Source organism: Curtobacterium pusillum (assembly GCF_013359865.1).
Classification (GTDB): domain Bacteria; phylum Actinomycetota; class Actinomycetes; order Actinomycetales; family Microbacteriaceae; genus Curtobacterium; species Curtobacterium pusillum.
In genome coordinates, this window is the sequence record NZ_JABMCE010000073.1 from 36,310 (window position 1) to 60,807 (window position 24,498).

Sequence of the window (24,498 nt, forward strand, 5' to 3'; positions counted from 1 at the left end):
TCAGCATAGGACGGATCGCCGAGCGTTCCGTGAGATCCGAGCCGGAGCGCGTCCGCGTTCCGTGGTCACGCGTCGAGCCGGAGCGCGTCCGCGTTCCGTGGTGACGCGTCGAGCCGGTAGGCTCGTTCCTCGTGCACGCCATCGGAATCGACATCGGGGGCACCAAGATCGCGGGTGCGGTCGTCACGGAACTGGGCGAGATCGTCGCCGAGGACCGGGTGGCCACCAACGCTGCGGACCCGGACGCCATGCTCGACGACGTCGTCGCGATGGTCGCGCGACTGCGCGCCTCGAACGAGGTCAGCGCCGTCGGGGTGGCCGCGCCCGGCTTCATCGACGCCTCGCAGTCGATCGTCTACTACACGCCGAACATCCGCTGGCGGAACGAGCCGCTGCGCCAGAAGCTGCAGCAGCGCATCGGCGACCTGCACATCACGGTCGACAACGACGCCAACGCGGCGGGCTGGGCGGAGTTCCGCTTCGGCGCCGGCCGGCTCGTGTCCGACATGACCATGCTCACGATCGGCACCGGTGTCGGCGGCGCGATCGTCACCGAGGACCGCCTCTTCCGCGGGGGCTTCGGCACCGGCGGCGAGATCGGCCACCTCCGCATCGTCCCGAACGGCCTGCCCTGCGGGTGCGGCGCCCGTGGCTGCATCGAGCAGTACGGATCCGGCCGTGCCCTGCAGCGCATGGCGAACGACGTCGCGGACGCCGGCGGCATCGGCCAGGCCCTCGCGGACGCGCGTGAGGCGAACGGCGGCGAGCTGGACGGCCACATCGTCGGCGACCTCATCCTCGCCGACGACCCGGGCGCGCTCGCGGCCCTGCGGCGGCTCGGGCGGCACCTCGGTGAGGCGTGCGCCTCCCTGTCGGCCGTGCTCGACCCGCAGCTGTTCGTCTTCGGTGGCGGCGTGGCGAGTGCGGGGGACCGGTTGCTCGACCCGATCAAGCAGGCGTATCTCAACAACCTGCCGGCCCGCGGGTACCACCCGGAGCCCGACTTCGTGATCGCCGAACTCGTCAACGACGCCGGCGTCGTCGGCGCTGCCGACCTGGCTCGGATCCACGCCCGCACGGCGTAGGGTCGGGCACCCACCGTCTCGGAGTCGTCGATGACCTACTGGCTGCTGAAGAACTTCCTGCTCGGCCCGCTCATCCTCACGCTCTTCCGGCCGTGGGTGGTCGGGCGCGAGCACGTGCCCGCCAAGGGGCCGGTGATCTTCGCGTCGAACCACATCTCGTTCATCGACTCCGTGATCCTGCCGGCGGTGCTCGACCGCCGGGTGTCGTTCCTGGCGAAGAGCGACTACTTCACCGGCCGCGGTCTCAAGGGCTGGGCGACGAAGACGTTCTTCAACGCCATCGGCCAGTTGCCGATCGACCGCTCCGGCGGCAAGGCGTCCGAGGCGTCGCTCCGTGCCGGCCTGCAGGTGCTGGCGCGCGGCGAGCAGCTCGGCATCTACCCCGAGGGCACGCGCAGCCCGGACGGCAAGCTCTACCGCGGTCGCACCGGCATCGCCCGGATGATCCTCGAGGGCCGCGTCACCGTCGTCCCCGTGGCGATGGTCGGCACGCGCGAGGTGCAGCAGATCGGGCAGCGCATCCCGAAGTTCAAGCGCGTCGGGGTCGTCTTCGGCAAGCCGCTCGACTTCTCGCGCTTCGAGGGCTTCGAGACCGACCGCTTCATCCTGCGCAGCGTGACCGACGAGGTCATGCACGAGCTCGCCGGGCTGAGCCGCCAGGAGTACGTCGACGTGTACGCGACGAGTGTCAAGGAGCGTGCGACGACGGCGCGCGAGCAGGTCCTCCGCGGCAAGGTCACGCGGAACGGGCGGGGCACCTCGGCACGTTAGGATTCGATGGTTCGGGCAACCGCCCGGGACGGCCACCCCTTCGAGAGGTACCAACCTTGTTCGAGTCGACCGACTTCGTCGCCCTGCAGGATCCGGACGTGATCGAGGGGCTCGACTATTGGCGGACGCTCCCGATCAAGCAGCAGCCCACGTGGCCGGACGCCGCCGCGGCCGAGTCGGCCTCAGCCGAGATCGCCACGCTGCCGCCGCTCGTCTTCGCGGGCGAGGTCGACAAGCTGCGCGAACGACTCGCGAGCGCGGCCCAGGGCAAGGCGTTCCTGCTCCAGGGCGGCGACTGCGCCGAGACCTTCGCCGGTGCCACCGCGGACTCGATCCGCGACCGCGTGAAGACCATCCTGCAGATGGCCGTCGTCCTGACCTACGGCGCGTCGATGCCCGTCATCAAGATGGGTCGGATGGCGGGGCAGTTCGCCAAGCCGCGCTCGAGCGACTTCGAGACCCGCGGCGACGTCACGCTGCCGGCCTACCGCGGCGACATCGTGAACGGCTACGACTTCACGCCGGAGAGCCGCCAGGCCGACCCTCGTCGCCTGGTGCAGGGGTACCACACCGCTGCTTCGACCCTGAACCTCGTCCGCGCCTTCACGCAGGGTGGCTTCGCCGACCTGCGTCAGGTGCACTCGTGGAACAAGGGCTTCGCGTCGAACCCGGCGAACGCCCGGTACGAGCACCTCGCGAAGGAGATCGACCGCGCCATCCGGTTCATGGACGCCTGCGGAGCGGACTTCGACGAGCTGAAGCACGTCGAGTTCTACGCCTCGCACGAGGGCCTGCTGATGGACTACGAGCGCCCGATGACCCGCATCGACTCGCGCTCCGGACTGGCGTACGACACCTCCGGGCACTTCATCTGGATCGGTGAGCGCACCCGTGACATCGACGGCGCCCACGTCGACTTCCTGTCCCGCGTCCGCAACCCGATCGGCGTCAAGCTCGGCCCGACGACCTCGGTCGACGACATGAAGGCCCTGGTCGACAAGCTCGACCCGGACCGCGAGCCCGGCCGCCTGACGTTCATCACCCGCATGGGCGCCGGCAAGATCCGCGACGAGCTCCCCAAGCTGCTCGAGGCGATCAAGGGCATGGACGCCAACCCGCTGTGGGTGACCGACCCCATGCACGGCAACGGCCTGACCACCCCGACCGGCTACAAGACGCGCCGGTTCGACGACGTCGTGGACGAGGTCCTCGGCTTCTTCGAGGCCCACCGTGAGGTCGGGACCTACCCGGGCGGCATGCACGTCGAGCTCACCGGCGATGACGTCACGGAGTGCCTGGGCGGTTCGGAGCAGATCGACGAGGCGACCCTCGCGACCCGCTACGAGTCCCTGTGCGACCCGCGGCTGAACCACATGCAGTCGCTCGAACTGGCGTTCCTGGTCGCCGAGGAGCTGAGCGCGCACCCGCACGTGCGCGCGTAGCGCCCCCTTCGCCAAAGCGACAGAATCCCGCGGATGTCCCGCGGGATTCTGTCGCTTTCGCGGGAGGGACGGCGCCGAGCGCCGGAGATCTGTCGCTTCGGCGCACCGGACGCGACCCAGCGCCGGCCTGGAGGCGCGCATCACCGCCGTCCCGCGCCTCCCGTCCGCCGTGGCGCGCGTCGCCCCCGCCCACTCGCGAAAGCGACAGTCTGCCGCCGCATACCAGCGTCAGAGTGTCGCTCTCGCGGGAGGGACCCGCGCGGGTGGCAGGTGACTGTCGCTTTCGCGCACGGGTCGGCACCCGCGGCCGTGCGCCGCCGCAGGCGCCCTACTGCTTGTAGGCCAGCGTCACGGTGTCGCCGCGGTGCACCGTGCTGCCCGCCGCCGGGTCCGTCGCGGACACGGGGAGCGAGGACTTCCAGTCGTAGAAGCCGCACAGGATGTTCGTGCAGTCCGGGACGGAGACCTTGAGCCCGAGTGCCTCGAGGGTCGAGGTCGCCTCGTTGATCGTCTTGCCGTGGACGTCCGGCAGCGTGATCGGCGCCGGGCCCTTCGACACCACGAGGTCGATCGCGGTGCCCTTGACCACGGGGTCGTCCTGCGGATCGGCGGAGATGATCTGCCCCTCGGGGACGTCGTCGCTGAACTGCCCGTCCTGCGCGCCGATCGTCAGACCGACACCGTCGTAGGTCGCCTTCGCCTCGTCCACGGTCTTGCCGACGACGTCGGGCACCGGGCCGAGCGACACCGTGAGGGTCACCGGGCCGCGTTCGCCGTAGGTCTTCACGGTGGTGAGGTCGACGGACTTGCCGTCGGTGCCGAGGCCCGTGGCGGCGATGACGGTGTCCTTCGCGGCGTCGGCGGAGAACTGGTACTGGTCGTCCTGCAGCTCGAAGTCGTCGTCGAGTGCGGCGGTCACGGTGGAGATCGGCTGGCCGACGATGGCGGGCAGGGCGATCATCTTCGGACCGTTCGACACGACGATCTGCACCGAGGTGCCCTTGCGGACCTCGTGCTTCGCGGCGGGCTTCGTGGCGGAGACCTGACCCTTCGCGATGACGGCGTCGAAGCGGCTCGCGGTCGACGAGGCCGTGTGGAGCCCCTGGGCCTCGATCAGCTGACGCGCCTGCGAGACGGACTTGCCGGCGACCTCGGGGATGCGGACGTTGCCCCATGGCCCGGGCCCGAGCGCCCAGCCGATGCTCCCACCGATGGCCATCAGGACGAGGACGACGACGAGGACGATCCACCCGCGCTTCCGGCGCTTCGCCGACTTGTCCGCCAGGCGTTGTCCGGCGGGGGAGAGCGCTCCGGGCTGCGCGCCCGTCCGTCGTGGCCCCGGGGCGTTCCGGCTCCCGCGGCCGGCGGGCTGCTGCCGGGACGACTGCTGTCCGGCGGGTTCGAGGATGGTGGTGGCGTCACCGGAGTCCGCGGAGGTCGGCGAGGTCCCGCCGGCCGGGAGGATCGCGGTCGCGTTCTCGGGTCGCAACACGGCCGTGCGGTACTGGCCGGTGGCACGCTGCTGGTTGCCCGCCATGTGGTCGAGCATCTCGCGGGCATCGCGCGGACGGTCGTCCGGGTTGCGTGCGGTGGCCCAGGCGACGAGGTCGTCGAGTTCCGGCGGGACCCCGGCCACCGCGGCGCTCGGCGCGGGCACGGTGTCGTTCGCGTGCTGGTAGGCGATCTGCATCGGCTGCTCGCCCTTGTAGGGCTGCTCGCCGGTGAGCATCTCGTAGAGCATGATGCCGAGCGCGTAGATGTCACTGCGGGAGTCGGCGGCACCGCGGGTGACGAGCTCGGGGGAGAGGTACGCGATGGTACCGAGCAGTGCCGCCCCGGTGGCGGTGTTCGCCGTCGTCGCTCGTGCCAGGCCGAAGTCGCCGAGCTTGATGCGACCGTCGTCCGCGAGCAGGACGTTCTCGGGCTTGAGGTCGCGGTGCACGATGCCGGCGCGGTGGGCCGAGGCGAGGCCGGCGAGCACGGCGCGGAGGATGTCCGTCGCCTGTTCCGCCGTCAGCGCGTGGTGCTCCTGCAGGAGGTCCCGGAGGGTGATGCCCGGGATGTACTCCATGACGATGTACGCGGTGTCGTCCTCGGCACCCTGGTCGTAGACGCCGACGAGGTTCGGGTGGGAGAGCCGGGCGGCGGAACGGGCCTCTTGGATGAAGCGCTCCCGGAACGCCTGGTCGTCGGCCAGGTGTCCGTGCATGATCTTGATCGCGACGCGTCGCTCGAGACGCACGTCGGTCGCGAGGTACACGGTCGCCATGCCCCCGCGCGCGATGCGCGAGCGTACGCGGTACCGGTGATCGATCATGCGACCGATCATCGGGTCCGTGGCGGCGTTCGTGGTCATCGGCGGCATTCTACGAATCGGGACTGCACGGACCCGCACTGACGCACCGGTCGTGACCGAATCTCGATCTTGCGGATGACTCGGTTCCGCCGAGCGGCCAGGTTCAGAGCGACGCCAGCAGGCTCTGTGCGGTCTTCTCCCACTGCGCGTACGCCTTCGGGTACGCCGACACCTGCACCGCCTGCGCCGCTGTGGTGACGTTCATGGACGACCAGCCGGGGATGTCCAGCAGCCCCCGCGTGTGTCCGGGGTTGCCCGTGAAGAACAGCTTCGCTGCCGTCGCCGGGTCCTGCAGCGCTGCCGGGGAACCCCAGCCCTGGCTCGGCCGCTGCTGGAACAGCCCGACGGAGTCGCGGTCGCCGTGCGACAGGTTGCGCAGGCTGGACTCCTGCATGGCCGCGGCGAGGGCGATGACGATGCCGTGGTCGGACACCCCGAGGGAGCGACCGACGGCCACGATCGTCGCGGCGTTGCCACGCTGTTCCGCGGAGAGCGACGGCCCGGAGGCGGGCAGGACGAGCGTCTTGCCCGCGTAGATCGTGCTCGTGTAGGTGAGCCCGTTCGCCGACAGGAGCGCGGACACCGACACCCCGTGGGCGGCGGCGATGGAGGCGATGGTGTCGCCCGTCCCGATCTTCACGCTGCCGGCGCGCGCGGAGGAACCGGACGACGCGCCGGAAGACGACGCCGAGGCGCCCGACGAGACGACGGCGACCGGCGCCGCGGTGGACCCCGCCGACGGCACGCGCAGCGTCTGCCCGGGGTAGATCACGGAGCGCTGGGACAGCTTGTTGGCGCTGAGGAGTGCCGTGGTCGACACGCCCACGCGGGACGCGATGCCCGAGACGGTGTCGCCCTGCTTCACGTGGTAGCTGCCCGTGCTCGACGACCCGGTGGAGGTGATCGACGCGGCGGTGACGGCCGGCGTGGACGCGAGGTGCAGGGTCTGCCCGGGGTGGATGATCGTGTTCCAGCCGAGGCCGTTGCGGACGAGGACCTCCTGCGCGGAGAGGCCGTAGCGGGCGGCGATGCCCGACACGGTGTCGCCCTGGCGCACGGTGTAGGTGGTGGGGGCCGTCGTGGTGGCGGCGACCGTGGTGACGGTGGTCTGCGACGGACGGGCGACCGCGGTGCCGAAGACCGGGCGGTCCCCGACGTTGCGGTCCTGGTCGACGTGCCGCTTGTTCGCGTTGTCGTCCTCGTGGCGCGGTTCGGCGTGGGCGACCGGTCCGGTGAGTCCGGCGGTCACCGCGATCGTCCCCGCGAGGACGATGGGCATGGTGGCGAACCTGGCGGATCGTGCGCGCCGGGCGACTTCGTCTGCAGCGTTGTCCACGGGTTTCTCCTGTCCTTGCGGTGAGCCGTGCGCGTGCGTGCGCACTCACAGGTGCGTCCACGCTGGCATGGCGCGATTCCCAAGTCAACCAGAGAGTCAGATGTTGCGTGTGTGACCGATGTGACGAACGAGTCGGTGTGAGGCCGTCCGTCACTCTGGCAACATGGGGCCTGTGAGTGCTGCACCCATCGACGACACGACCCTTTCCGAGCGATGGCTGACCGTCCCCGACCTCGTGGACCTGTTCGGGGTGACCCCTGGCCGCATCCACCGCCTGTTCGAGCAGAAGACGCTGCTTCCCGCACGCGTCGGCGGTGTCCTCCGTGTGCCGAGCGAGTTCCTCGACGGCACCGAGCCGCTGCCGGAGCTGCGCGGGACCCTCATCGTCCTCTCCGACAACGGCTTCTCCGACGACGAGGCAGTGCGCTGGATGCTCTCCGTCGACGACGCCATCGGCACGACGCCGATCGCCGCGCTGCGCGCCGGCCGCAAGGCCGAGGTGCGTCGCATCGCCCAATCGCTGCTCTAGACGCCCCCGCCTGACGGACTGGAGGCGCGGTGCCAGCCGGCACCGCGCCTCTCCCCACCGGCACGGCCGGCCCGCCGCTGGCGCGTCGGTCCGGAACCGGCGGCGTGGGCCCAGTCCGTCAGGGGGTCGCGTCTACGCGACGCGACGGCTGACCGTGTCGGCCAGCGACACGAGCTGCTCGCGCGCCGACGGCGTCAGCGGCGCCGCCTCGAGCGCCGCCTTCGCGCGCTGCACGTGCCGGTCGATCGACCGCTCCACCGCGGCGACCGCCCCGGACTCGGTGAGGGTGGCGCGGAGCATCTGCACCTGCGCCTCGTCGAGGTCCGGGTCGCCGAGGAGCTCGTCGAGGAGCTGCCGGGGGCCGCTCGGGAGTGCCTTGCGCGCCGAGGCGATGAGGACGGTGCGCTTGCCCTCGCGGAGGTCGTCGCCCGCGGGCTTGCCGGTGACCTCGGGGTCGCCGAACACGCCGAGCAGGTCGTCGCGGAGCTGGTACGCCACGCCGAGGGGGAGCCCGAACGAACGGAGCCCCTCAAGCTGAGCGTCCGAGGCGCCCGCCACGAGGGCCCCGATGACGAGGGGGGCCTCGATCGAGTACTTCGCCGACTTGAAGACGATGACGCGCTGGGCGCGGACGAGGTGCTCGGCCTCGTCGATCGACGGCCAGGCGGTCTCCTCGTGCACGTCGAGGTACTGCCCCGCCGTGACGTCGAGGCGCATGGTGTGGAACTCCTGACGGACGACCCGGCCGCGGGCGGGGTCGAGGAGCGCGAGGCCCTCGTCGAACACGGCGTCGCTCAGGGAGAGCAGGAGGTCGCCGAGCAGCAGCGCGGAGTTCGTGCCGTAGAGCGCACGGTCGCCGACCCACCCGGACTGCTCGTGGAGTGACTCGAAGCGGCGGTGCGCTGCCGGACGCCCGCGACGGGTGTCGGAGCGGTCCATGATGTCGTCGTGCACGAGGGCCGCGGCGTGGAAGATCTCGAGTGCCGCAGCGACCGTGACGACGGCTTCCGCAGTGGTCTGCCGGGACCCTTCGGCCAGCGGGTCGAACGAGCCCGAGCGACCCGCCACGGACTGCCATCCCCAGTAGCAGAACAGCGCCCGGAAGCGCTTCCCGCCGGACAGCAGGTCGCGGGCGTACGCGTCGAAGGGAGCCAGGTCGGCACTGATCGCGGCGAGCCGTTCACGTTGGTCGTCCAGCGCTCGATCGATGCGCGCGGACACGAGGTCCACTAATCGCGTACTCTCAGCCACACTCCCTACCCTAGTGGAGCCGTCGAGTCGTAGACTCGGTGCACCTCAACCACGCGTCGATCCCAGGAACAGAGGGAACAAAGATGCCACTCTCGGAGCAAGAGCAGCGCCTCCTCGAAGAGATGGAGCGGAGCCTCTACCAGAACGACTCCGACTTCGTGGCGCGCGTCACACGCCGCCAGGGCCGTCCGACGTACACGGCGATCACGCTCGGGGTGCTCATCGCCCTCGTCGGCGTCGCTGTCGTGATCCTCGGGTTGGTGTTCAAGGCGCCCGTGATCGGGATCCTCGGTTTCGTCGTGATGCTCGGTGGGGTCCTCTTCGCGCTGCGTCCCGGCATGCGAGCGCCCAGGGCGAAGGCGCCTCGGGCCGGTAAGTCGTCGACCGGCGGAGCGGCACGGCCCAGCACGGGCGGCGGGTCCTTCATGGACCGCATGAACGACCGCTGGGACAAGCGGAACGACCAGAGCTAAGCGGCTCTCCACACTCCTCCACGGGGTCGGTCCTTCGGGACCGGCCCCGTTTTCGTGCGCCCGCGGCCCCGAGTGGGTGCAACACGCCGCGAGCTGATCGGCGAGTGGCCACGAACTGTCCCGTTCGGCGCCGCCGGGCGACAGATTCCGCCCACTCGGCGCACCACGGGCGGCGCGGGGCTGTGGAAGTCCTCCACTTTCCTCCACGTTCTCCATTTCCCTCCACGGGCCCGTCGTTGCGCGGATCTGCGGGCGTTCAACGGGCGTTCTTGAGTACACCTCGGCCCCAAAACGGGTCACGAGGGTGATTCGGGGAGCGATTTCCTGGGCGGGGGGAGGGGAGTGGAGTAAAGTGGTGCACACAACGGTCCGGTGGAGCGGAGGGGAGGCCCGACGTGCTGCTCGGTACCCATGCCCCGAAGCTCGACGAGAAGGGTCGCGTGATCCTCCCCGCCAAGTTCCGGGACGAACTGTCCGGGGGACTCGTGATGACCCGCGGCCAGGAGCGCTGCGTGGTCGTCTTCAGCGCGGACACGTTCGAGCAGTTGCACGAGCGCATCCGCACCGCTCCGATGACCTCGAAGCGCACCCGTGACTACATGCGCCTGTTCCTCTCCGGAGCGAGCGCGGAGCAGCCCGACAAGCAGAACCGCGTCACGATCCCGCAGAACCTCCGCGAGTACGCGGGGCTCGAGCGGGACCTGACGGTCATCGGCAGCGGTGACCGTGCCGAGATCTGGTCGACCCCCGCGTGGGAGGCCTACTACGCCGAGGTCGAAGAGGGCTTCGCCGACAACGACGAGGAGGTGATCCCGGGGATCTTCTGATCCGTGGATCGGGACTCCCAGCCGTCCGCCCTGACACACCTTCCCCGGTGTCAGGTCGCATGGATGGGGATCCGGACCCGCGGCCCAGGAGACGAGGGGCTGCACATGGCCGAGGACGAGACTCCGAAGTTCCCGCACACACCGGTGATGCTCGAGCGCATCGTCGACCTCTTCACGCCGACGCTCGAGGGCCCCGGCAAGGTCGTCGTCGACGCGACGCTCGGCATGGGCGGCCACTCCGAGGGCCTGCTCGAGCGATTCCCGGAGCTGACCCTCATCGGCCTCGACCGCGACACCGACGCGCTCGGCATCGCGGGGGAGCGGCTGGCACGCTTCGGCGACCGCGTCCGACTCGTCCACACCGTGTACGACGGCATCGCCGAGGCGATCGAGGGCGAGGGCTTCGAGACCGTCGACGGCGTGCTGTTCGACCTCGGTGTGAGCTCGCTGCAGCTCGACCGCGCCGAGCGCGGCTTCGCGTACAGCCAGGACGCCCCGCTCGACATGCGCATGGACCGGACCGAGGGACAGACCGCCGCCGACGTCCTCGCCACGTACGACGAGGGCGAACTGCGCCGCATCTTCCAGCGCTACGGCGAGGAGCGGCTCGCGGGCCGCTACGCCCGAGCGATCGTCGAGCGCCGCGCCACGGCCCCGTTCGAGATGTCCGGCGACCTCGTCCAGGTGCTGCACGACGCCACCCCGGTCGCGATCCAGCGGCAGGGACACCCCGCCAAGCGGGTGTTCCAGGCGCTCCGCATCGAGGTGAACGCCGAGCTGAGCGTCCTGGAACGGGCGATCCCGGCGGCACTCGACGCGATCGCGGTCGGCGGCCGGATCGTCGTCGAGTCGTACCAGTCGCTCGAGGACCGCATCGTCAAGCGGGCGCTGACCGCGCGGACGAAGTCGAGCGCCCCCGCCGGCCTCCCGGTGGAGCTGCCGGAGCACGCCCCCACCTTCTCCCTGATCGTCAAGGGCGCGGAACTGGCCGACGAGGCCGAACGCGCCGCCAACCCACGAGCAACCCCCGTGCGCCTGCGCGCGGCCGAGCGGATCCGGAAGTGACATGAGCACGAACCTCGCACTCGTCGACCCTGCCGTCGTCCCGTCCCGTGCTCCGCGCCCGGCCCGGCGCGACCGACCGGAACTCGTCGAGGTCACGCCGTCCAGGGCGCAGCGCCGTGCACGCCCCCGCATCGCCTACGCGGTGGTCGCGGTGGCGGCGCTCGGCATCCTGCTCCTCGCGCAGCTCGGCATCAGCATGGTGCTGAGCCAGGGGGCCTACACGCTGAACTCGCTGAGCGCGGAGCAGACGAACCTTGCCCGGACCCAGCAGTCGCTGTCCGAGGACCTCCGGGTGCTCGACTCGCCGCAGAACCTGGCGCGCAACGCCCAGGCGCTCGGGATGATCGCGAACTCCACGCCGGTGTACCTCGACCCGAAGACCGGTCGCGTGTACGGCACGCCGACCCCGGCGGTGGCTGACCAGGCCACCGCGAGCACCGAGAACCAGGTGCCGAACTCGCTGCTGGACGACGTGCCGCTCGCCGCGAAGCAGGGGGACACCTCGACCAGCAAGGAGAGCGGGTCGACGACGGGAAGCGACGCGAAGACCGACGCGAAGACCGACGCGAAGACCGACGCTGGGAAGACCACAGGCGCCAGCGCGTCGGACGGGGCTTCCTCGAAGGCCGACGTAGAGTCCGACCCGAACCAGCTCCAGGCCCCCTCCACCCGGTGACCTGCGGGTCGGGACACCCCTGACGCACCACCCGGGAAGGACCGCACCGCGTGACGAAGACGATCCGCAACCGACGACTGCGCTACAGCGTCGTGATGATCGCCGTGATCGCCCTCGTGGCGGTGTTCGTGATCCGCCTCGTCGACATCCAGGTCGTGCAGGCCGCCTCGCTCAACGAGCTGTCGAAGGAGAAGCGCAGCATCCCGGTGACGATCTACGGGACGCGCGGGTCGATCGTGGACCGCAACGGGACCGAGCTCGCCGACAGCGTGAACCGGTACAACATCACGACGGCCCCGCGCCTCGTCAAGGAGTTCGAGGGCAAGCTCGGCGGGACGCGCGTGAAGGACGTCACGGTCGACCAGGCGCTGACGGCACTGGCGAAGGCCTCCGGCGGAGACGTCGCGACGATGAAGAAGAGCATCGCGGCGAACCCGAAGTCCGACTTCGCCTACCTGGTGAAGGGGCTCGACGTGAAGCACTACGAGGCGGTGGCGGCGCTCGGCATCCCGTGGATCTACAAGGAGCAGCAGGCGTCGCGCGTGTACCCGACCGGCGCGACCACGGGGAACATCACCGGGTTCATGGGCACGGACGGCGCGCAGGCCGGCCTGGAGTACGCCTACGACAAGTGCCTGGCGGGCTCCAACGGGTCCGAGACGTACGAACGCGGGTCCGACGGGGTGCAACTCCCCGGCAGCACCGTGACGACGAAGGAAGCCAAGGACGGCGGGACGCTCGAGACCACGATCGACAGCGACCTCCAGTACATGGCGCAGCAGACGCTCGCGTCGGCCGCGAAGGACCTGCAGGCCGAGTCGGCGACCGCGACGGTCACGAGCGTCAAGACGGGCGAGCTCCTCGCCGTGGCTGACTACCCGACCGTGGACCCGAACGACGTCGACGCGACCACGGACAAGGGCGCCTTCGGGTCCCGGGCGCTGACCGCCACGTACGAGCCCGGGTCGACGATCAAGGCAGCGATCGCCGCCGCCCTGATCGACCAGGGGAAGTCGAGCCCCACCGACCAGGCGGTCGTGCCGTACTCGCGGAGCTTCCCCTGGGGCGGCACGATCCACGACTCGGAGTTCCACGACACCGAGAACCTCACGCTGACCGGCATCCTCCGCGACTCGTCGAACGTCGGCATCACGGAGCTCGGCTCCCGGCTGACCGCGCAGCAGCGGTACGACTACATGCAGAAGTTCGGTCTGTTCGAGCCCGAGTCGGCGATCGACTACCCGGGTCAGCCGTCGATGGACTACGGCTCGAGCCCGAACTGGGACCAGCAGACGAACATCAACTCGATGTTCGGCCAGGGCATCTCGACGACCGCGATCCAGATCGCGAGCATCTACCAGACCCTTGCGAACGACGGTGTCCGGATCCCGCTGCACTTCGTCAAGGGGTGCGAGACGGCCGACGGCAAGACGATCGACGCGCCCGACGTGCAGGGGACGCGGGTCGTGTCCGCGAGCGCCGCGACGCAGGTCACCGACATGCTGCAGAGCGTGGTCACGGGTGGCACGCTGGTCGGCATGAAGCCGATCTCCGGCTACAACATCGCCGCGAAGACCGGAACGGCCGAGGTGGCCGAGGGCTCGAAGGGCTACGGCTCGCAGCGCATCACGTCGGTGGCCGGAATGGCACCCGCCGAGGACCCCCAGTATGTTGTCACGGTGACGTTCACGAAGCCGCAGGCCAACAAGTGGTCCAGTGGAGCGGCTCCGGCGTTCCGCACTCTCATGTCCCAGGTGCTCGAGAAGTACCGAGTAGCCCCCTCCACGACGCAGGCGAAGACCTACCCGTCCACGTGGTGAGGAAGAAGGAGCACTTGTCCGCACGGATCCCCCCGGTCCTCCGACCCGAACACCCGACCCCGAGGGCCGTGGCCGAACTCGCGAACGCGTTCGGTCTGCGCGTCGTCGGCTCGGTCGACGCCGTCGAGACGACCGGCGTCACGCTGAGCGCCGCCGAGGTACAGCCGGGTGACCTCTTCGTCGGCGTGCACGGTGCGAACCGGCACGGCGCGGAGTTCTCGGCCGAGGCCGCCGAGCGCGGAGCCGTCGCCGTCCTGACCGACGACGCCGGTGCGGAGACCGCCAGCGCCTCCGGGCTGCCGGTGCTCGTCGTGGACGACCCCCGTGCCGCCCTGGGCGACGTCTCGGCGTGGGTGTACCGCACCCACCCGGACGAGGCCACCGACCTGCCGCAGCTGTTCGCCGTCACCGGCACGAACGGCAAGACGAGCACGTCGTACATCCTCGAGGGGATCCTCAAGCAGCTCGGCCTCGTCACGGGGCTCAGCTCCACCGCCGAGCGGCACATCGGCGCGCTCAGCGTCACGAGTCGGCTCACCACGCCCGAGGCGAGCGAGATGCACGCCCTCCTCGCCCGGATGCGCGAGAGCGAGGTGCGCGCGGTCGCCGTGGAGGTGAGCGCGCAGGCCCTCAGCCGCCACCGGGTCGACGGCATCGTCTTCGACGTCGCGGGCTTCACGAACCTGTCGCACGACCACCTCGACGACTACGCCGACATGGAGGAGTACTACCACGCGAAGCTCCCGCTGTTCGAGCCCGAGCACGCCCGCCGTGGTGTCGTCTCGTTGGACACGGACTGGGGCCACCGCGTCGTGCAGGACTCCCGCATCCCGGTGACGACCATCACGGTGCACCCGGACGTCGAGGCCGAGTGGCACGTCGACATCGTCGAGGCGCACGCCGCGTACACCGAGTTCCGCCTGAGCGGGCCCGAGGGTCGCGAGCTCACCACCCGTGTGCCCCTCATCGGCTGGCACATGGCCGCGAACGCCGCGCTCGCGATCGTCATGCTCGTCGAGGGCGGGTTCGAGCTCGGCGCGATCGCGCACGCGCTCGAGAGCAACCACCGCGACTACGCCGACGAGCACGAGCACGACGGGGAGACGCAGCGCGTGTCCGCCATCGAGTGCTACCTGCCCGGCCGCACCGAGCGCGTCTCGGGCGACCGCGGCCCGAGCGTCTACGTCGACTTCGGCCACAGTGCCGATGCGTTCGAGAACACCCTCGCCGCCGTCCGGCAGTTCACCCCCGGCAAGGTCCTGATGCTCTTCGGCGCCGACGGCGACCGCGACAAGACCAAGCGCGGCGACATGGCGCGCGTGGCCGCTGCGGGCTCGGACATCCTCGTGATCACCGACCACCACCCCCGCTTCGAGGACGCCGCATCGATCCGGAAGACCCTGGTCGACGCTGCGCGCGAGGCGTTCCCCGAGCACGAGCTCTACGAGGTCAGCCCGCCCGAGGCCGCGATCCGCAAGGCCGTGAGCCTGCTCGGCGACGGCGACTCGATCCTCTGGGCCGGTCCCGGGCACCAGGACTACCGCGACATCCAGGGCGTCCGCACCCCGTACTCGGCACGCGACGAGGCCCGCCAGGCCCTGCGCGAGGCCGGTTGGGAACCGAACTCGGGTCCCGCCGAGGAAACCCGATGATCGCCCTGACCCTCGCCGAGATCGCCACCGCGGTCAGCGGCGAGCTGATCGCCGGTGCGCAGGCGACGGATGGCACCGAGGTCGTCGACGGCTCCGTCGAGACGGACTCCCGCCTGGTCCGCCCCGGCAGCGTCTTCTTCGCGCTCCCGGGCGAGGTCACCGACGGCCGACGCTTCGTGGGTGCCGCGACCGAGGCCGGAGCAGCGCTCGTCATCACACCCGAGCGGGTCGAGACCACCGCGCCGCAGATCGTCGTCCAGGACGGCTACGAGGCCCTCGCCGCGCTCGCCCACGAGGTCGTCGCGCGCGTCCGGACGTCGAGCGCCGACCGCGTCGACGCCGCGGGCCGCCCGGCGCCGCTCCGGGTCGTCGGCATCACCGGCTCGAACGGCAAGACGAGCACGAAGAACATGCTCCGGACGATCCTCGAGCAGCACGGCGAGACCGTCGCGCCCCAGGGATCGTTCAACAACCACGTCGGCGCACCGATCTCGATGCTGCGGATCACCCACGACACGCGGTACCTGGTCGTCGAGATGGGCGCGAGCGGCGTCGGTCACATCGCCAAGCTCGTCTCGATCGCCGAGCCGGACGTCGGCGTCGTCCTCAAGGTCGGCCTCGCGCACGCCGGCGAGTTCGGCGGCATCGAGGCGACACAGCGCGCCAAGTCGGAGATGGTCACCGACCTCCCGGCCACCGCGACGGCGCTCCTCAACGTCGACGACGACCGCGTCGCGTCCATGCGCGAGCTGACGGCGGCCCACGTGGTCGGCTTCGGGACGTCGGCGGACGCCGACTACCGCATCACCGGGATCGAGACGGACCGCAGCGGCACCCGCTTCACCCTCACCGCGCCTCCCGTCCGTGGTGGCGACAGCCAGCCTGGAGGCACGGATCACCTCCCCGAGACCGTCGACGTCCGCCTCGCGATCCTGGGCGAGCACCACGCCATGAACGCGTCCGCCGCGCTCACGGTGGCCCACCTGTGGGGCGTCCCGCTCGCCGCCGGCGCCGAGGCGCTCGCGTCGATGACGCGGGCCGAGCGCTGGCGCATGGAGCTCCTCCAGGGCGGCCCGGAGGGCGTCACCGTGATCAACGACGCGTACAACGCGTCCCCCGACTCCACCGCGGCCGCGCTGCGGACCCTGGCGCAGATCGTGCGTCCGGGGGAGCGGACCGTCGCCGTGCTCGGCGAGATGGCCGAGCTCGGGGAGTTCTCGACGGAGGAGCACGACCGCATCGGCCGGCTCGTCGTCCGTCTCGGCATCGGGCAGCTCGTGGTCGTCGGCCGCGGCGCCCTGCCGATCCACCAGGCCGCCACCCTCGAGGGATCGTGGGACGGCGAGTCAGTGTTCATCGAGGACGTCGACGACGCCGTCCACTCCCTGCAGGACATGCTCCGCCCCGGCGACGTGGTCCTCGTCAAGTCCTCGAAGTCCGCCGAACTGCGATTCCTCGGCGACCGCCTCGGAGGTGTCACCGAATGATCGCCCTCCTGATCGCCGGCGCCGTGTCGCTGGTGTTCACACTGCTGCTCACGCCGCTGTTCATCAAGCTGTTCCACCGCCTCGGCTGGGGTCAGTTCATCCGTGACGACGGTCCGCAGTCGCACCACACCAAGCGCGGCACGGCGACGATGGGCGGCATCGTCCTCATCATCGGCGCGGTGCTCGGCTACTTCGTCGGGCACCTCGTCGGCCGTGACTCGATCACGCTGTCCGGCCTGCTCGTGCTGTTCCTCATGGTCGGACTCGGGTTCGTCGGGTTCATCGACGACTTCCTCAAGGTCCGGCGCCAGCGCAGCCTCGGGCTCGGCGGTTGGGCGAAGGTCCTCGGGCAGGTCATCGTCGGTGTGATCTTCGCGACCGTGGCGCTCGTCGTCCCGACCGCGAACGGCAAGCCGCCGGCGTCGACCATGGTCTCGGCGATCCGGGACATCCCGTGGCTCGACTTCATGGCGCTCGGCACCGTGATCGGCACGATCCTGTTCCTGGCGTGGATCGTCCTGCTGACGGTGTCGACGTCGAACGGCGTGAACGTGGCGGACGGGCTCGACGGCCTCGCCACGGGGTCGAGCGTCCTCGCGATCGGCTCGTACGTGATCATCGGGTTCTGGCAGTCGAACCAGCTGTGCGGGAGCGCCCGGCTCGACGCCAGCACCGAGCACGCCTGCTACACGGTGACGAACCCACTCGACCTCGCGGTCGTCGCGGCCGCGGTCTGCGGCGGCCTGATCGGCTTCCTCTGGTACAACACCTCGCCGGCGCAGATCTTCCTCGGCGACACCGGTTCGCTCGGCCTCGGCGGTGCCCTGGCCGGTCTCGCGATCCTCAGCCGCACCGAGCTGCTGCTCGTCCTCATCGGCGGCCTGTTCTTCATCGTCACCGGCTCGGTCATCCTGCAGCGGGCGTACTTCAAGATCACGCACGGCAAGCGCATCTTCCGGATGAGTCCGCTGCACCACCACTTCGAGCTGAAGGGGTGGGCCGAGGTGACCGTCGTCGTCCGGTTCTGGATCATCGCGGGACTCTGCGTCGCCGCCGGTGTCGGACTCTTCTACCTGGAATGGATCGCGCGTGTCGGCTGACGCCCCCTCGGCTGCGGACCGGCTCGCAGGTCTGGACAGCTGGTACTCGGAAGGCTGGAAGGGCCTGAACGTCGCCGTCCTCGGCCTGGGGGCCACCGGGTTCTCGGTCGCGGACACGCTCGTCGAGCTCGGCAGCGCGGTGACGGTCTACTCGACCGACGCCCCGTCCGACAGCGTCGAGCTGCTCGACGTCATCGGCGCCCGGTTCGTGCAGACCCCCCTCGACGCGGTGCCCTCGGCTCTGGTCGACCAGGCGCCCGACGTCGTGATCGTGTCGCCCGGCCTGCCGCCGCACAACGCGACCGTCGCGTGGTCGGTCGAGCACAGCGCCGTCTGGGGGGACATCGAGCTCGCCTGGCGCGTGCGCGACAAGGTCGTGCGCGGACCGATCGCCGCCCCGTGGGTGACCATCACCGGCACGAACGGCAAGACCACGACGACGCAGCTCACCACCGCGATGTTCGAGGCCGGCGGCCTGCGCGCTGTGGCCTGCGGCAACATCGGTGTCCCCGTGCTCGACGTCGTGCGCGACCCGGACGGCTTCGACGTGCTCGTCGTCGAGCTCTCCAGCCACCAGCTGCACTACATGCCGACGACCGGCGACGGTGCCGTGGTGCCGCTCGCCAGCGCGTGCCTCAACATCGCCGACGACCACCTCGAGTGGCACGGCTCCGCCGAGGCGTACCGCGCGGCGAAGGCCAAGGTGTACGAGCGCACCGTGATGGCGTGCGTCTACAACACGACGGACGACGTGACCCGGCGCATGGTCGAGGAAGCGGACGTCGTCGAGGGCTGCCGCGCGGTCGGGTTCACGCCCGGCGTCCCGGCACCCGGTGACGTCGGCGTCGTCGAGGACGTCCTCTGCGACCGCGCCTTCACCGACGACCGGCGGAACAGTGCGCTCGAGCTCGCGACCGTCGCCGACCTCGAGGCGGCCGGTCTCGCCAGCCCGCACATGACGATGAACGTCCTCGCCGCCGCGGCCCTCGCCCGAGCTGCGTCGGTGCAGCCGAGCGCGATCCGCTCCGCCGTGCAGGGGTTCCGCGCGGACCACCACCGCACCGAGCTCGTCGCCACCGCCGAGGGCATCACCTGGGTCGACGACTCCAAGGCGACGAACCCGCACGCGGCGACGGCGTCCCTGGCGTCGTTCGACAAGGTCGTGTGGATCGTCGGGGGCCTGTTCAAGGGCGTCGACATCGACGGACTCGTCGAGCGCTTCGGCCCGGACGTCCGCGGGGTCGTGGTGATCGGCACCGATCGCGGCCCCGTGCTCGAGGCATTCGCGCGACACGCGCCCGGGGTGCCCGTCCTGCAGGTCGAAGCAGCGGACACTGATCTGGTCATGCCCGAGGCGGTCCGGCATGCCGCATCGGTCGCGAGGCCGGGCGACACGGTCCTCCTCGCCCCGGCCGCGGCGTCGTTCGACCAGTTCGGCTCCTACGCGGACCGGGGGCGTCGATTCGCGGCGGCGGTCCACGAGCACCTGGGAGGCAACGCCGATGGCGACACCGACGGACTTCCCGACGAACAGCCGTAGCGGCGGTTCGGCGCCCGCGCGGCAGCAGGGCGCCAGCAGCGGCACCCGCACCGGCCGTCGACCGAACGGCGCGGTCGTCGCGGTCAAGAACGTCTTCGTCGCCGAGTCGAGCACCTTCTACACGATCCTCGGCGTCACCCTCTTCCTCGTCGTCTTCGGCGTCGTGATGGTGCTGTCGTCGTCGAGCGTCGAGCAGTACGCCGCGACCCACGACTTCTTCGGGGCCGCGTCCCGCCAGGGTCTCTACGCCGTGCTCGGCGTCCCGCTGATGCTCATCGCGTCCCGCCTGCCCGCCCGATTCTGGCGCAAGTGGGCGATGTGGATCGTGGGCGTCGGCCTCGTCGTGCAGGCGCTCGTCGTCCTGACCCCGCTCGGCTACTCGATCCAGGGCAACCGGAACTGGATCCGCATCGGGTCCTTCACCGCGCAGCCGTCCGAGATCCTCAAGCTCGCGCTCGTGCTCGGCATCGGCGCGATCATGTACGTCAAGCGCGACAAGCTCGACGACTGGAAAGAGGTCTTCGTCCCCGTCGGCATCGCGGCCGGCGGCTCGATCGGGCTCGTGCTCGTCGGCAAGGACCTCGGCACCGCGCTCATCATGATCCTGCTGACGCTCGGTGCGCTGTTCGTCGGCGGCGCTCGGCTCCGTCACCTCGGCGTCGGACTGCTCGCGCTGCTGGTCATCGTGCCCATCGTCACGGCGTCGTCGAGCTCCCGCTCGTCCCGCATCAGTGCCTGGCTGTCCGGCTGCACGGACACCAGCCAGTACCAGGACCTCTGCTGGCAGCCCGTCCACGGCATGTGGGCGCTGGCGTCGGGCGGGGTGTTCGGCGTCGGGCTCGGGAACTCGAAGGCGAAGTGGTCCTGGCTGCCCGAGGCCGACAACGACTACATCTTCGCGATCATCGGCGAGGAGCTCGGTCTCGTGGGCGCCGTCGTCGTGCTCGCCCTCTTCGTGGTGCTCGCCGTCGGGATGATCAAGATCATCCGGCAGTCGAACGACCCCTTCGTGAAGACCGTCACCGGCGGCGTCCTCGCCTGGATCATCGGTCAGGCGCTCGTCAACATCGCCGTGGTCCTCGGCCTCCTGCCGGTCCTCGGCGTCCCCCTCCCACTGATCTCGGCCGGTGGCTCCGCGCTCATCATGACCCTCGTCGCGATCGGCGTCGTGCTCTCCTTCGCGCGGGAACTGCCCGGCAAGGACGGCCTGACCGGCCGCACCACCCTGAACGGAACACTCCGGTGAGCACGTACCTCTTCGCCGGCGGCGGCACCGCCGGCCACGTCAACCCCCTGCTCGCGGTCGCCGACCGGCTGACCGAGCGCGAACCCGACGCCCAGGTCCTCGTCCTCGGCACCGCGGAGGGCCTGGAGTCGCGGCTCGTCCCGATGCGCGGCTACGAGCTGCTGACCATCCCTCGCCTGCCCTTCCCGCGCAAGCCGAACGCGGCCGCGCTCCGGTTCCCTGGTGCCTTCTGGCGCGCCGTCAAGCGCACCGAGCAGCTCATCCGCGAGCACGAGATCGAGGTCGTCCTCGGTGTCGGCGGGTACGCGGCCGCGCCGGCCTACATCGCCGCGAAGCGCACCGGCACGCCGATCGTCGTGCACGAGCAGAACGCCAAGCCGGGCCTCGCGAACCGGCTCGCGGCCTTCCTCACCGACCACGTCGGCGTGACCTTCTCGAACACCCGGCTGCGCCACGGGCGGGTCGTGGGCATGCCGCTCCGCCGCGAGATCGAGTCGCTCGACCGCCGCGCGAGTCGTGCCGAGGGCCTCGCCGAGTTCGGCCTCGACCCGGATCGTCCGGTCCTGCTCGTCACCGGCGGGTCCTCGGGGGCGCGGAGCATCAACCGGACGGTGAACCGTTCGGCGGCGACGATCGTCGGTGCCGGCTGGCAGGTCCTGCACGTCGTCGGCGGCAAGTCGGAGATCGGTCCGAGCGACCTCGACGGCTACCACGTGCTGCGCTACTGCGACCGGATGGACCTCGCCTACGCCGCGAGCGACTTCGTGGTCTCGCGCGCGGGCGCCGGCATGGTGTGCGAGCTGACCGCCGTCGGGCTGCCCAGCGTCCTGGTGCCGTACCCTGTCGGCAACGGCGAGCAGCGGCACAACGCGAAGGACGTCGTCGGTGCCGGGGGAGCGCTCCTCGTGGCCGACGCGGAGTTCGATCAGGACTGGGTGACGTTCCAGCTCCTGAGCATCCTGCAGGACCGCGCCCGCATCGCCGACATGACGGTCCGGGCGGGCAGCGTCGGGCACCGCGACGGCGCCGACCGGATGACCGACCTGGTCCTCGACGCGGCGAAGGCCGCGCGAGCCGCCGACGGTCACAACGAGCACGGCGGCCGCAGCGACGGTACGAGCACCACGGAGGAACCATGACCATCAAGCCGGACCTGACGCAGCCGATCCCGGACGACCTCGGCACGGTGCACTTCGTCGGCATCGGCGGTTCCGGCATGAGCGGGATCGCCCGGATGTTCCTCGCCGCCGGTCACCGCGTGACGGGCAGCGACTCCCGCGAGACCGCCACCACCGGCACCATGCGCCAGCTCGGCGCCGAGGTGCACATCGGCCACGACGCCGCGAACGTCGGGGACGCCGACACCATCGTCGTGACGAGCGCCCTCTGGCCGGACAACCCCGAGCTCCTCGAGGCCCAGCGCCGCGGTCTGCCCGTCCTGCACCGCTCGCAGGCCCTCGCCGCGCTGATCGCCGAGCACCGTCTCGTCGCTGTGGCCGGCGCCCACGGCAAGACCACCTCGACCGGCATGATCGTCACCGCCCTCGTGGAGCTCGGCCTCGACCCGAGCTTCGTCAACGGCGGGGTGATCCAGTCCCTCGGCACGAGTTCCGCCCCGGGGAAGAGCGACCTGTTCGTGGTCGAGGCCGACGAGTCCGACGGCTCCTTCCTGCTCTACGACGTCGCGGTCGCGCTCGTCACCAACGTGGACGCCGACCACCTCGACCACTACGGCAGCGAGGACGCGTTCATCGAGGCCTTCGTCGAGTTCGCCGCGAAGGCGTCCGAGAAGGTCGTCATCTCGAGCGACGACGCCGGTGCGAAGCGCGTGACGGAAGGCGTGAAGGCACGCTCGGACGCCCCGGACGTGGTGACCTTCGGTGAGGCCGTCGACGCCGACGTCCGCATCGAGGGCATCACCGAGTCCGCCGGCGTCGAGGTCGACTTCCGGTCCGCCGGCGAGGCGTACCACCTGACCCTCCGCGTGCCCGGCCGGCACAACGCGATCAACGCCGTCGGCGCCTTCGCCGTCCTGACCGGACTCGGGGTCGCCCCCGAGGACGCCATCCGCGGGATCGAGGCGTTCGGGGGCACGCAGCGCCGCTTCGAGCTGCACGGCGTCGAGCGTGGCGTGTCCGTGTACGACGACTACGCCCACCACCCCACCGAGGTCGCGGCGGCGCTCAAGGCGGCCCGCAACGTCGTCGGCGACGGCCGGATCATCGCGATCCACCAGCCGCACCTGTACTCCCGCACGCGCCTGATGGCCGGGGACTTCGCGAAGGTCTACGAGGAGCTCGCCGACCACACCGTCGTCCTCGACGTCTACGGCGCGCGCGAGGACCCGGAGCCCGGCGTCACCGGTGCCCTCGTGCAGGAGCGCTTCGTCGACCAGTCGCGCGTGGAGTTCCTGCCCGACTGGGACGAGGCCTCGGCCCGTGCCGCCGCCGTCGCGCGCGAGGGCGACATCATCATGACCCTCAGCTGCGGCGACGTGTACCGCATCATCCCGCAGGTCCTCAGCGCCCTCCACGACGACGGGGTGCTGCCCCGGTGAAGCGTCCCGAGGGGTTCGACGAGCGCCCGGCACAGCCGGACGCGTCCGCCGAGGACGCCCCGGCGCCCCGGCAGCGCCGCGCCCCGCTGATCCCGCGGCGTCCGTCGCGGGATCCTGCGCCGGACAGCCGGGAGGCGCGGGTCGACCCCGCCCCGCCGGAACCCGTCGACGAGACGGACGCCTCCACCGCCGACGCACCCTCCGGGCCGTCGGCTCGCGCCCGTGCCGGCGCCCTCGCCGGCGCTGCCGGCCGCCGCTTCGGCGCCGGCCTGTCCTCGGTGGCCGACCGCCTGCGCGAGTACACCCCGGACGAGGACCACCGTGATCCGGGCGACCACGCCGCGACGGTCACCGACGTCATCGACCCGCACCGCGCCTCCAGTCCGGACGGAGGCGACCACGAGGACCACGCGACGCCGATCGGTGCCGGGGTCCGCGCTGCCGAGACCGCGCGTGAGGCCCGCGTGGCGAAGCGTCGCCGCCGCCTGCTCGAGCGCGCCGAGGTCCGCCGCTTCACCCGCCGCAGCCGGCACCGCCGCGCCGCGTGGATCACCGCCGCGAGCATCGTCGTCGTGTTCGGCGTCTCGATCCTCGTCGCGGTGTTCTCGCCGCTGATGGCCCTGCAGACGATCGAGATCAAGGGCACGAACCGCGTCGACGAGACCCAGCTGCGGCAGGCGCTCTCGGACCAGATCGGCACGCCGCTCGCCCGGCTCGACTTCGGCGCGATCAAGCGGGACATCGCCGGGTTCCCCCTCATCGAGAGCTACGTCACGGAAGAGTCCCCGCCGCACACCCTCGTGGTCACGGTCACCGAGCGGACCCCGGTCGTCGCGGTCCGGTCGGGGAAGGCGTTCGACCTGGTCGACCCGGCCGGCATCGTGGTGCAGTCGTCGCCGAAGCAGCCGGCGAACATGCCGCTCGCGGACGTCGGCAGCGCGAAGCTCGGGTCGCCGGTGTTCCGCACGATGACGGAGGTCGTGCTCGCGCTCCCGTCGACGGTGCGCGCGCAGGTGACGAGCGTGAAGGCGTCCACCGCGGACGACGTGACGCTCACCCTCAAGGACGGGTCGAGCGTGGTGTGGGGGAACCCGGAGCAGTCCGATGCGAAGGCGGCGCTGCTCGCGGCCCTCGTGAAGGACCATGCGGCGCGGAACCCCGGCGTCGTCGTGGAGTACGACGTCAGTGCCCCCGACAACGGCATCATCCGCGCCAAGTAGCCCCCCTCAGCCGCAAAACACCGGTGTTCGTCGTCCGAACCCCGGCATGCGGCGGTTCGACGTGC

At 70.9% G+C, this 24,498-nt stretch carries 20 protein-coding genes; 17 read left to right on the top strand and 3 right to left on the bottom strand.

Annotated features, from left to right (window positions below; all coding sequences use genetic code 11):
* Positions 1 to 131: 131 nt before the first annotated feature.
* From HP507_RS08295 to HP507_RS08305, 3 genes are all read left to right on the top strand, one after another.
* Positions 132 to 1,085: an ROK family glucokinase gene (locus tag HP507_RS08295; RefSeq protein ID WP_175351316.1), complete on the top strand. Its 954-nt coding sequence runs from the start codon at positions 132 to 134 to the stop codon at positions 1,083 to 1,085.
* Positions 1,086 to 1,115: 30 nt separating this feature from the next.
* Positions 1,116 to 1,856 (top strand): lysophospholipid acyltransferase family protein, encoded by a 741-nt coding sequence (locus tag HP507_RS08300; RefSeq protein ID WP_175351317.1) that lies wholly within the window; start codon positions 1,116 to 1,118, stop codon positions 1,854 to 1,856.
* A gap of 98 nt (positions 1,857 to 1,954) precedes the next feature.
* Entirely contained in the window at positions 1,955 to 3,298 is a 1,344-nt protein-coding gene (locus tag HP507_RS08305; RefSeq protein WP_175351355.1) for a class II 3-deoxy-7-phosphoheptulonate synthase, read from the top strand.
* 328 nt (positions 3,299 to 3,626) lie between these two features.
* Here HP507_RS08305 and pknB read toward each other — a convergent pair whose 3' ends face one another.
* The gene (gene pknB / locus HP507_RS08310) at positions 3,627 to 5,654 is read right to left on the bottom strand and encodes a Stk1 family PASTA domain-containing Ser/Thr kinase (RefSeq protein ID WP_217508615.1); all 2,028 of its coding nucleotides are present in this window, start codon (positions 5,652 to 5,654) and stop codon (positions 3,627 to 3,629) included.
* 103 nt (positions 5,655 to 5,757) lie between these two features.
* On the bottom strand, positions 5,758 to 6,933 hold the full coding sequence (locus HP507_RS08315) for a LysM peptidoglycan-binding domain-containing protein (protein WP_175351318.1): 1,176 nt from the start codon (positions 6,931 to 6,933) through the stop codon (positions 5,758 to 5,760).
* Positions 6,934 to 7,153: 220 nt separating this feature from the next.
* Here HP507_RS08315 and HP507_RS08320 point away from each other — a divergent pair, with 220 nt between their 5' ends.
* The gene (locus HP507_RS08320; protein WP_175351319.1) at positions 7,154 to 7,519 is read left to right on the top strand and encodes an Rv2175c family DNA-binding protein; all 366 of its coding nucleotides are present in this window, start codon (positions 7,154 to 7,156) and stop codon (positions 7,517 to 7,519) included.
* Positions 7,520 to 7,651: 132 nt separating this feature from the next.
* Here HP507_RS08320 and HP507_RS08325 read toward each other — a convergent pair whose 3' ends face one another.
* On the bottom strand, positions 7,652 to 8,770 hold the full coding sequence (locus HP507_RS08325) for a polyprenyl synthetase family protein (protein ID WP_175351320.1): 1,119 nt from the start codon (positions 8,768 to 8,770) through the stop codon (positions 7,652 to 7,654).
* 83 nt (positions 8,771 to 8,853) lie between these two features.
* Between HP507_RS08325 and HP507_RS08330 the strand changes: the two genes are divergently transcribed.
* The 13 genes from HP507_RS08330 to HP507_RS18370 all read left to right on the top strand — a co-directional run bounded on the left by HP507_RS08330 (position 8,854) and on the right by HP507_RS18370 (position 24,433).
* Positions 8,854 to 9,243, top strand: a complete 390-nt coding sequence (locus tag HP507_RS08330; RefSeq protein WP_175351321.1) for a DUF3040 domain-containing protein — start codon at positions 8,854 to 8,856, stop codon at positions 9,241 to 9,243.
* Between the two features lie 395 nt (positions 9,244 to 9,638).
* On the top strand, positions 9,639 to 10,070 hold the full coding sequence (gene mraZ, locus HP507_RS08335; RefSeq protein WP_022906684.1) for a division/cell wall cluster transcriptional repressor MraZ: 432 nt from the start codon (positions 9,639 to 9,641) through the stop codon (positions 10,068 to 10,070).
* Positions 10,071 to 10,175: 105 nt separating this feature from the next.
* Positions 10,176 to 11,135 carry a 16S rRNA (cytosine(1402)-N(4))-methyltransferase RsmH gene (gene rsmH, locus HP507_RS08340; RefSeq protein WP_175351322.1) on the top strand — a complete coding sequence of 320 codons (960 nt, stop codon included), beginning with the start codon at positions 10,176 to 10,178 and terminating at the stop codon, positions 11,133 to 11,135.
* Between the two features lies 1 nt (position 11,136).
* A complete protein-coding gene (gene ftsL, locus HP507_RS08345; RefSeq protein WP_175351323.1) occupies positions 11,137 to 11,811 on the top strand; it encodes a cell division protein FtsL in 675 nt (224 codons plus the stop codon).
* 50 nt (positions 11,812 to 11,861) lie between these two features.
* Positions 11,862 to 13,631: a peptidoglycan D,D-transpeptidase FtsI family protein gene (locus HP507_RS08350; protein WP_175351324.1), complete on the top strand. Its 1,770-nt coding sequence runs from the start codon at positions 11,862 to 11,864 to the stop codon at positions 13,629 to 13,631.
* A 14-nt stretch (positions 13,632 to 13,645) separates the two neighbouring features.
* Positions 13,646 to 15,283: a Mur ligase family protein gene (locus HP507_RS08355; protein WP_175351325.1), complete on the top strand. Its 1,638-nt coding sequence runs from the start codon at positions 13,646 to 13,648 to the stop codon at positions 15,281 to 15,283.
* Positions 15,280 to 16,770 (top strand): UDP-N-acetylmuramoyl-tripeptide--D-alanyl-D-alanine ligase, encoded by a 1,491-nt coding sequence (locus HP507_RS08360; protein WP_175351326.1) that lies wholly within the window; start codon positions 15,280 to 15,282, stop codon positions 16,768 to 16,770. The genes HP507_RS08355 and HP507_RS08360 overlap by 4 nt, the downstream gene beginning before the upstream one ends.
* Positions 16,767 to 17,870 carry a phospho-N-acetylmuramoyl-pentapeptide-transferase gene (gene mraY / locus HP507_RS08365; protein WP_175351327.1) on the top strand — a complete coding sequence of 368 codons (1,104 nt, stop codon included), beginning with the start codon at positions 16,767 to 16,769 and terminating at the stop codon, positions 17,868 to 17,870. The genes HP507_RS08360 and mraY overlap by 4 nt, the downstream gene beginning before the upstream one ends.
* Entirely contained in the window at positions 17,860 to 19,410 is a 1,551-nt protein-coding gene (murD, locus tag HP507_RS08370) for a UDP-N-acetylmuramoyl-L-alanine--D-glutamate ligase (RefSeq protein ID WP_175351328.1), read from the top strand. The genes mraY and murD overlap by 11 nt, the downstream gene beginning before the upstream one ends.
* A complete protein-coding gene (gene ftsW / locus HP507_RS08375; protein ID WP_175351329.1) occupies positions 19,373 to 20,656 on the top strand; it encodes a putative lipid II flippase FtsW in 1,284 nt (427 codons plus the stop codon). The genes murD and ftsW overlap by 38 nt, the downstream gene beginning before the upstream one ends.
* On the top strand, positions 20,653 to 21,795 hold the full coding sequence (gene murG / locus HP507_RS08380) for an undecaprenyldiphospho-muramoylpentapeptide beta-N-acetylglucosaminyltransferase (RefSeq protein WP_175351330.1): 1,143 nt from the start codon (positions 20,653 to 20,655) through the stop codon (positions 21,793 to 21,795). The genes ftsW and murG overlap by 4 nt, the downstream gene beginning before the upstream one ends.
* The gene (gene murC / locus HP507_RS08385; RefSeq protein ID WP_175351331.1) at positions 21,792 to 23,213 is read left to right on the top strand and encodes a UDP-N-acetylmuramate--L-alanine ligase; all 1,422 of its coding nucleotides are present in this window, start codon (positions 21,792 to 21,794) and stop codon (positions 23,211 to 23,213) included. The genes murG and murC overlap by 4 nt, the downstream gene beginning before the upstream one ends.
* Positions 23,210 to 24,433: a cell division protein FtsQ/DivIB gene (locus HP507_RS18370; protein ID WP_175351332.1), complete on the top strand. Its 1,224-nt coding sequence runs from the start codon at positions 23,210 to 23,212 to the stop codon at positions 24,431 to 24,433. The genes murC and HP507_RS18370 overlap by 4 nt, the downstream gene beginning before the upstream one ends.
* Positions 24,434 to 24,498: the final 65 nt, after the last annotated feature.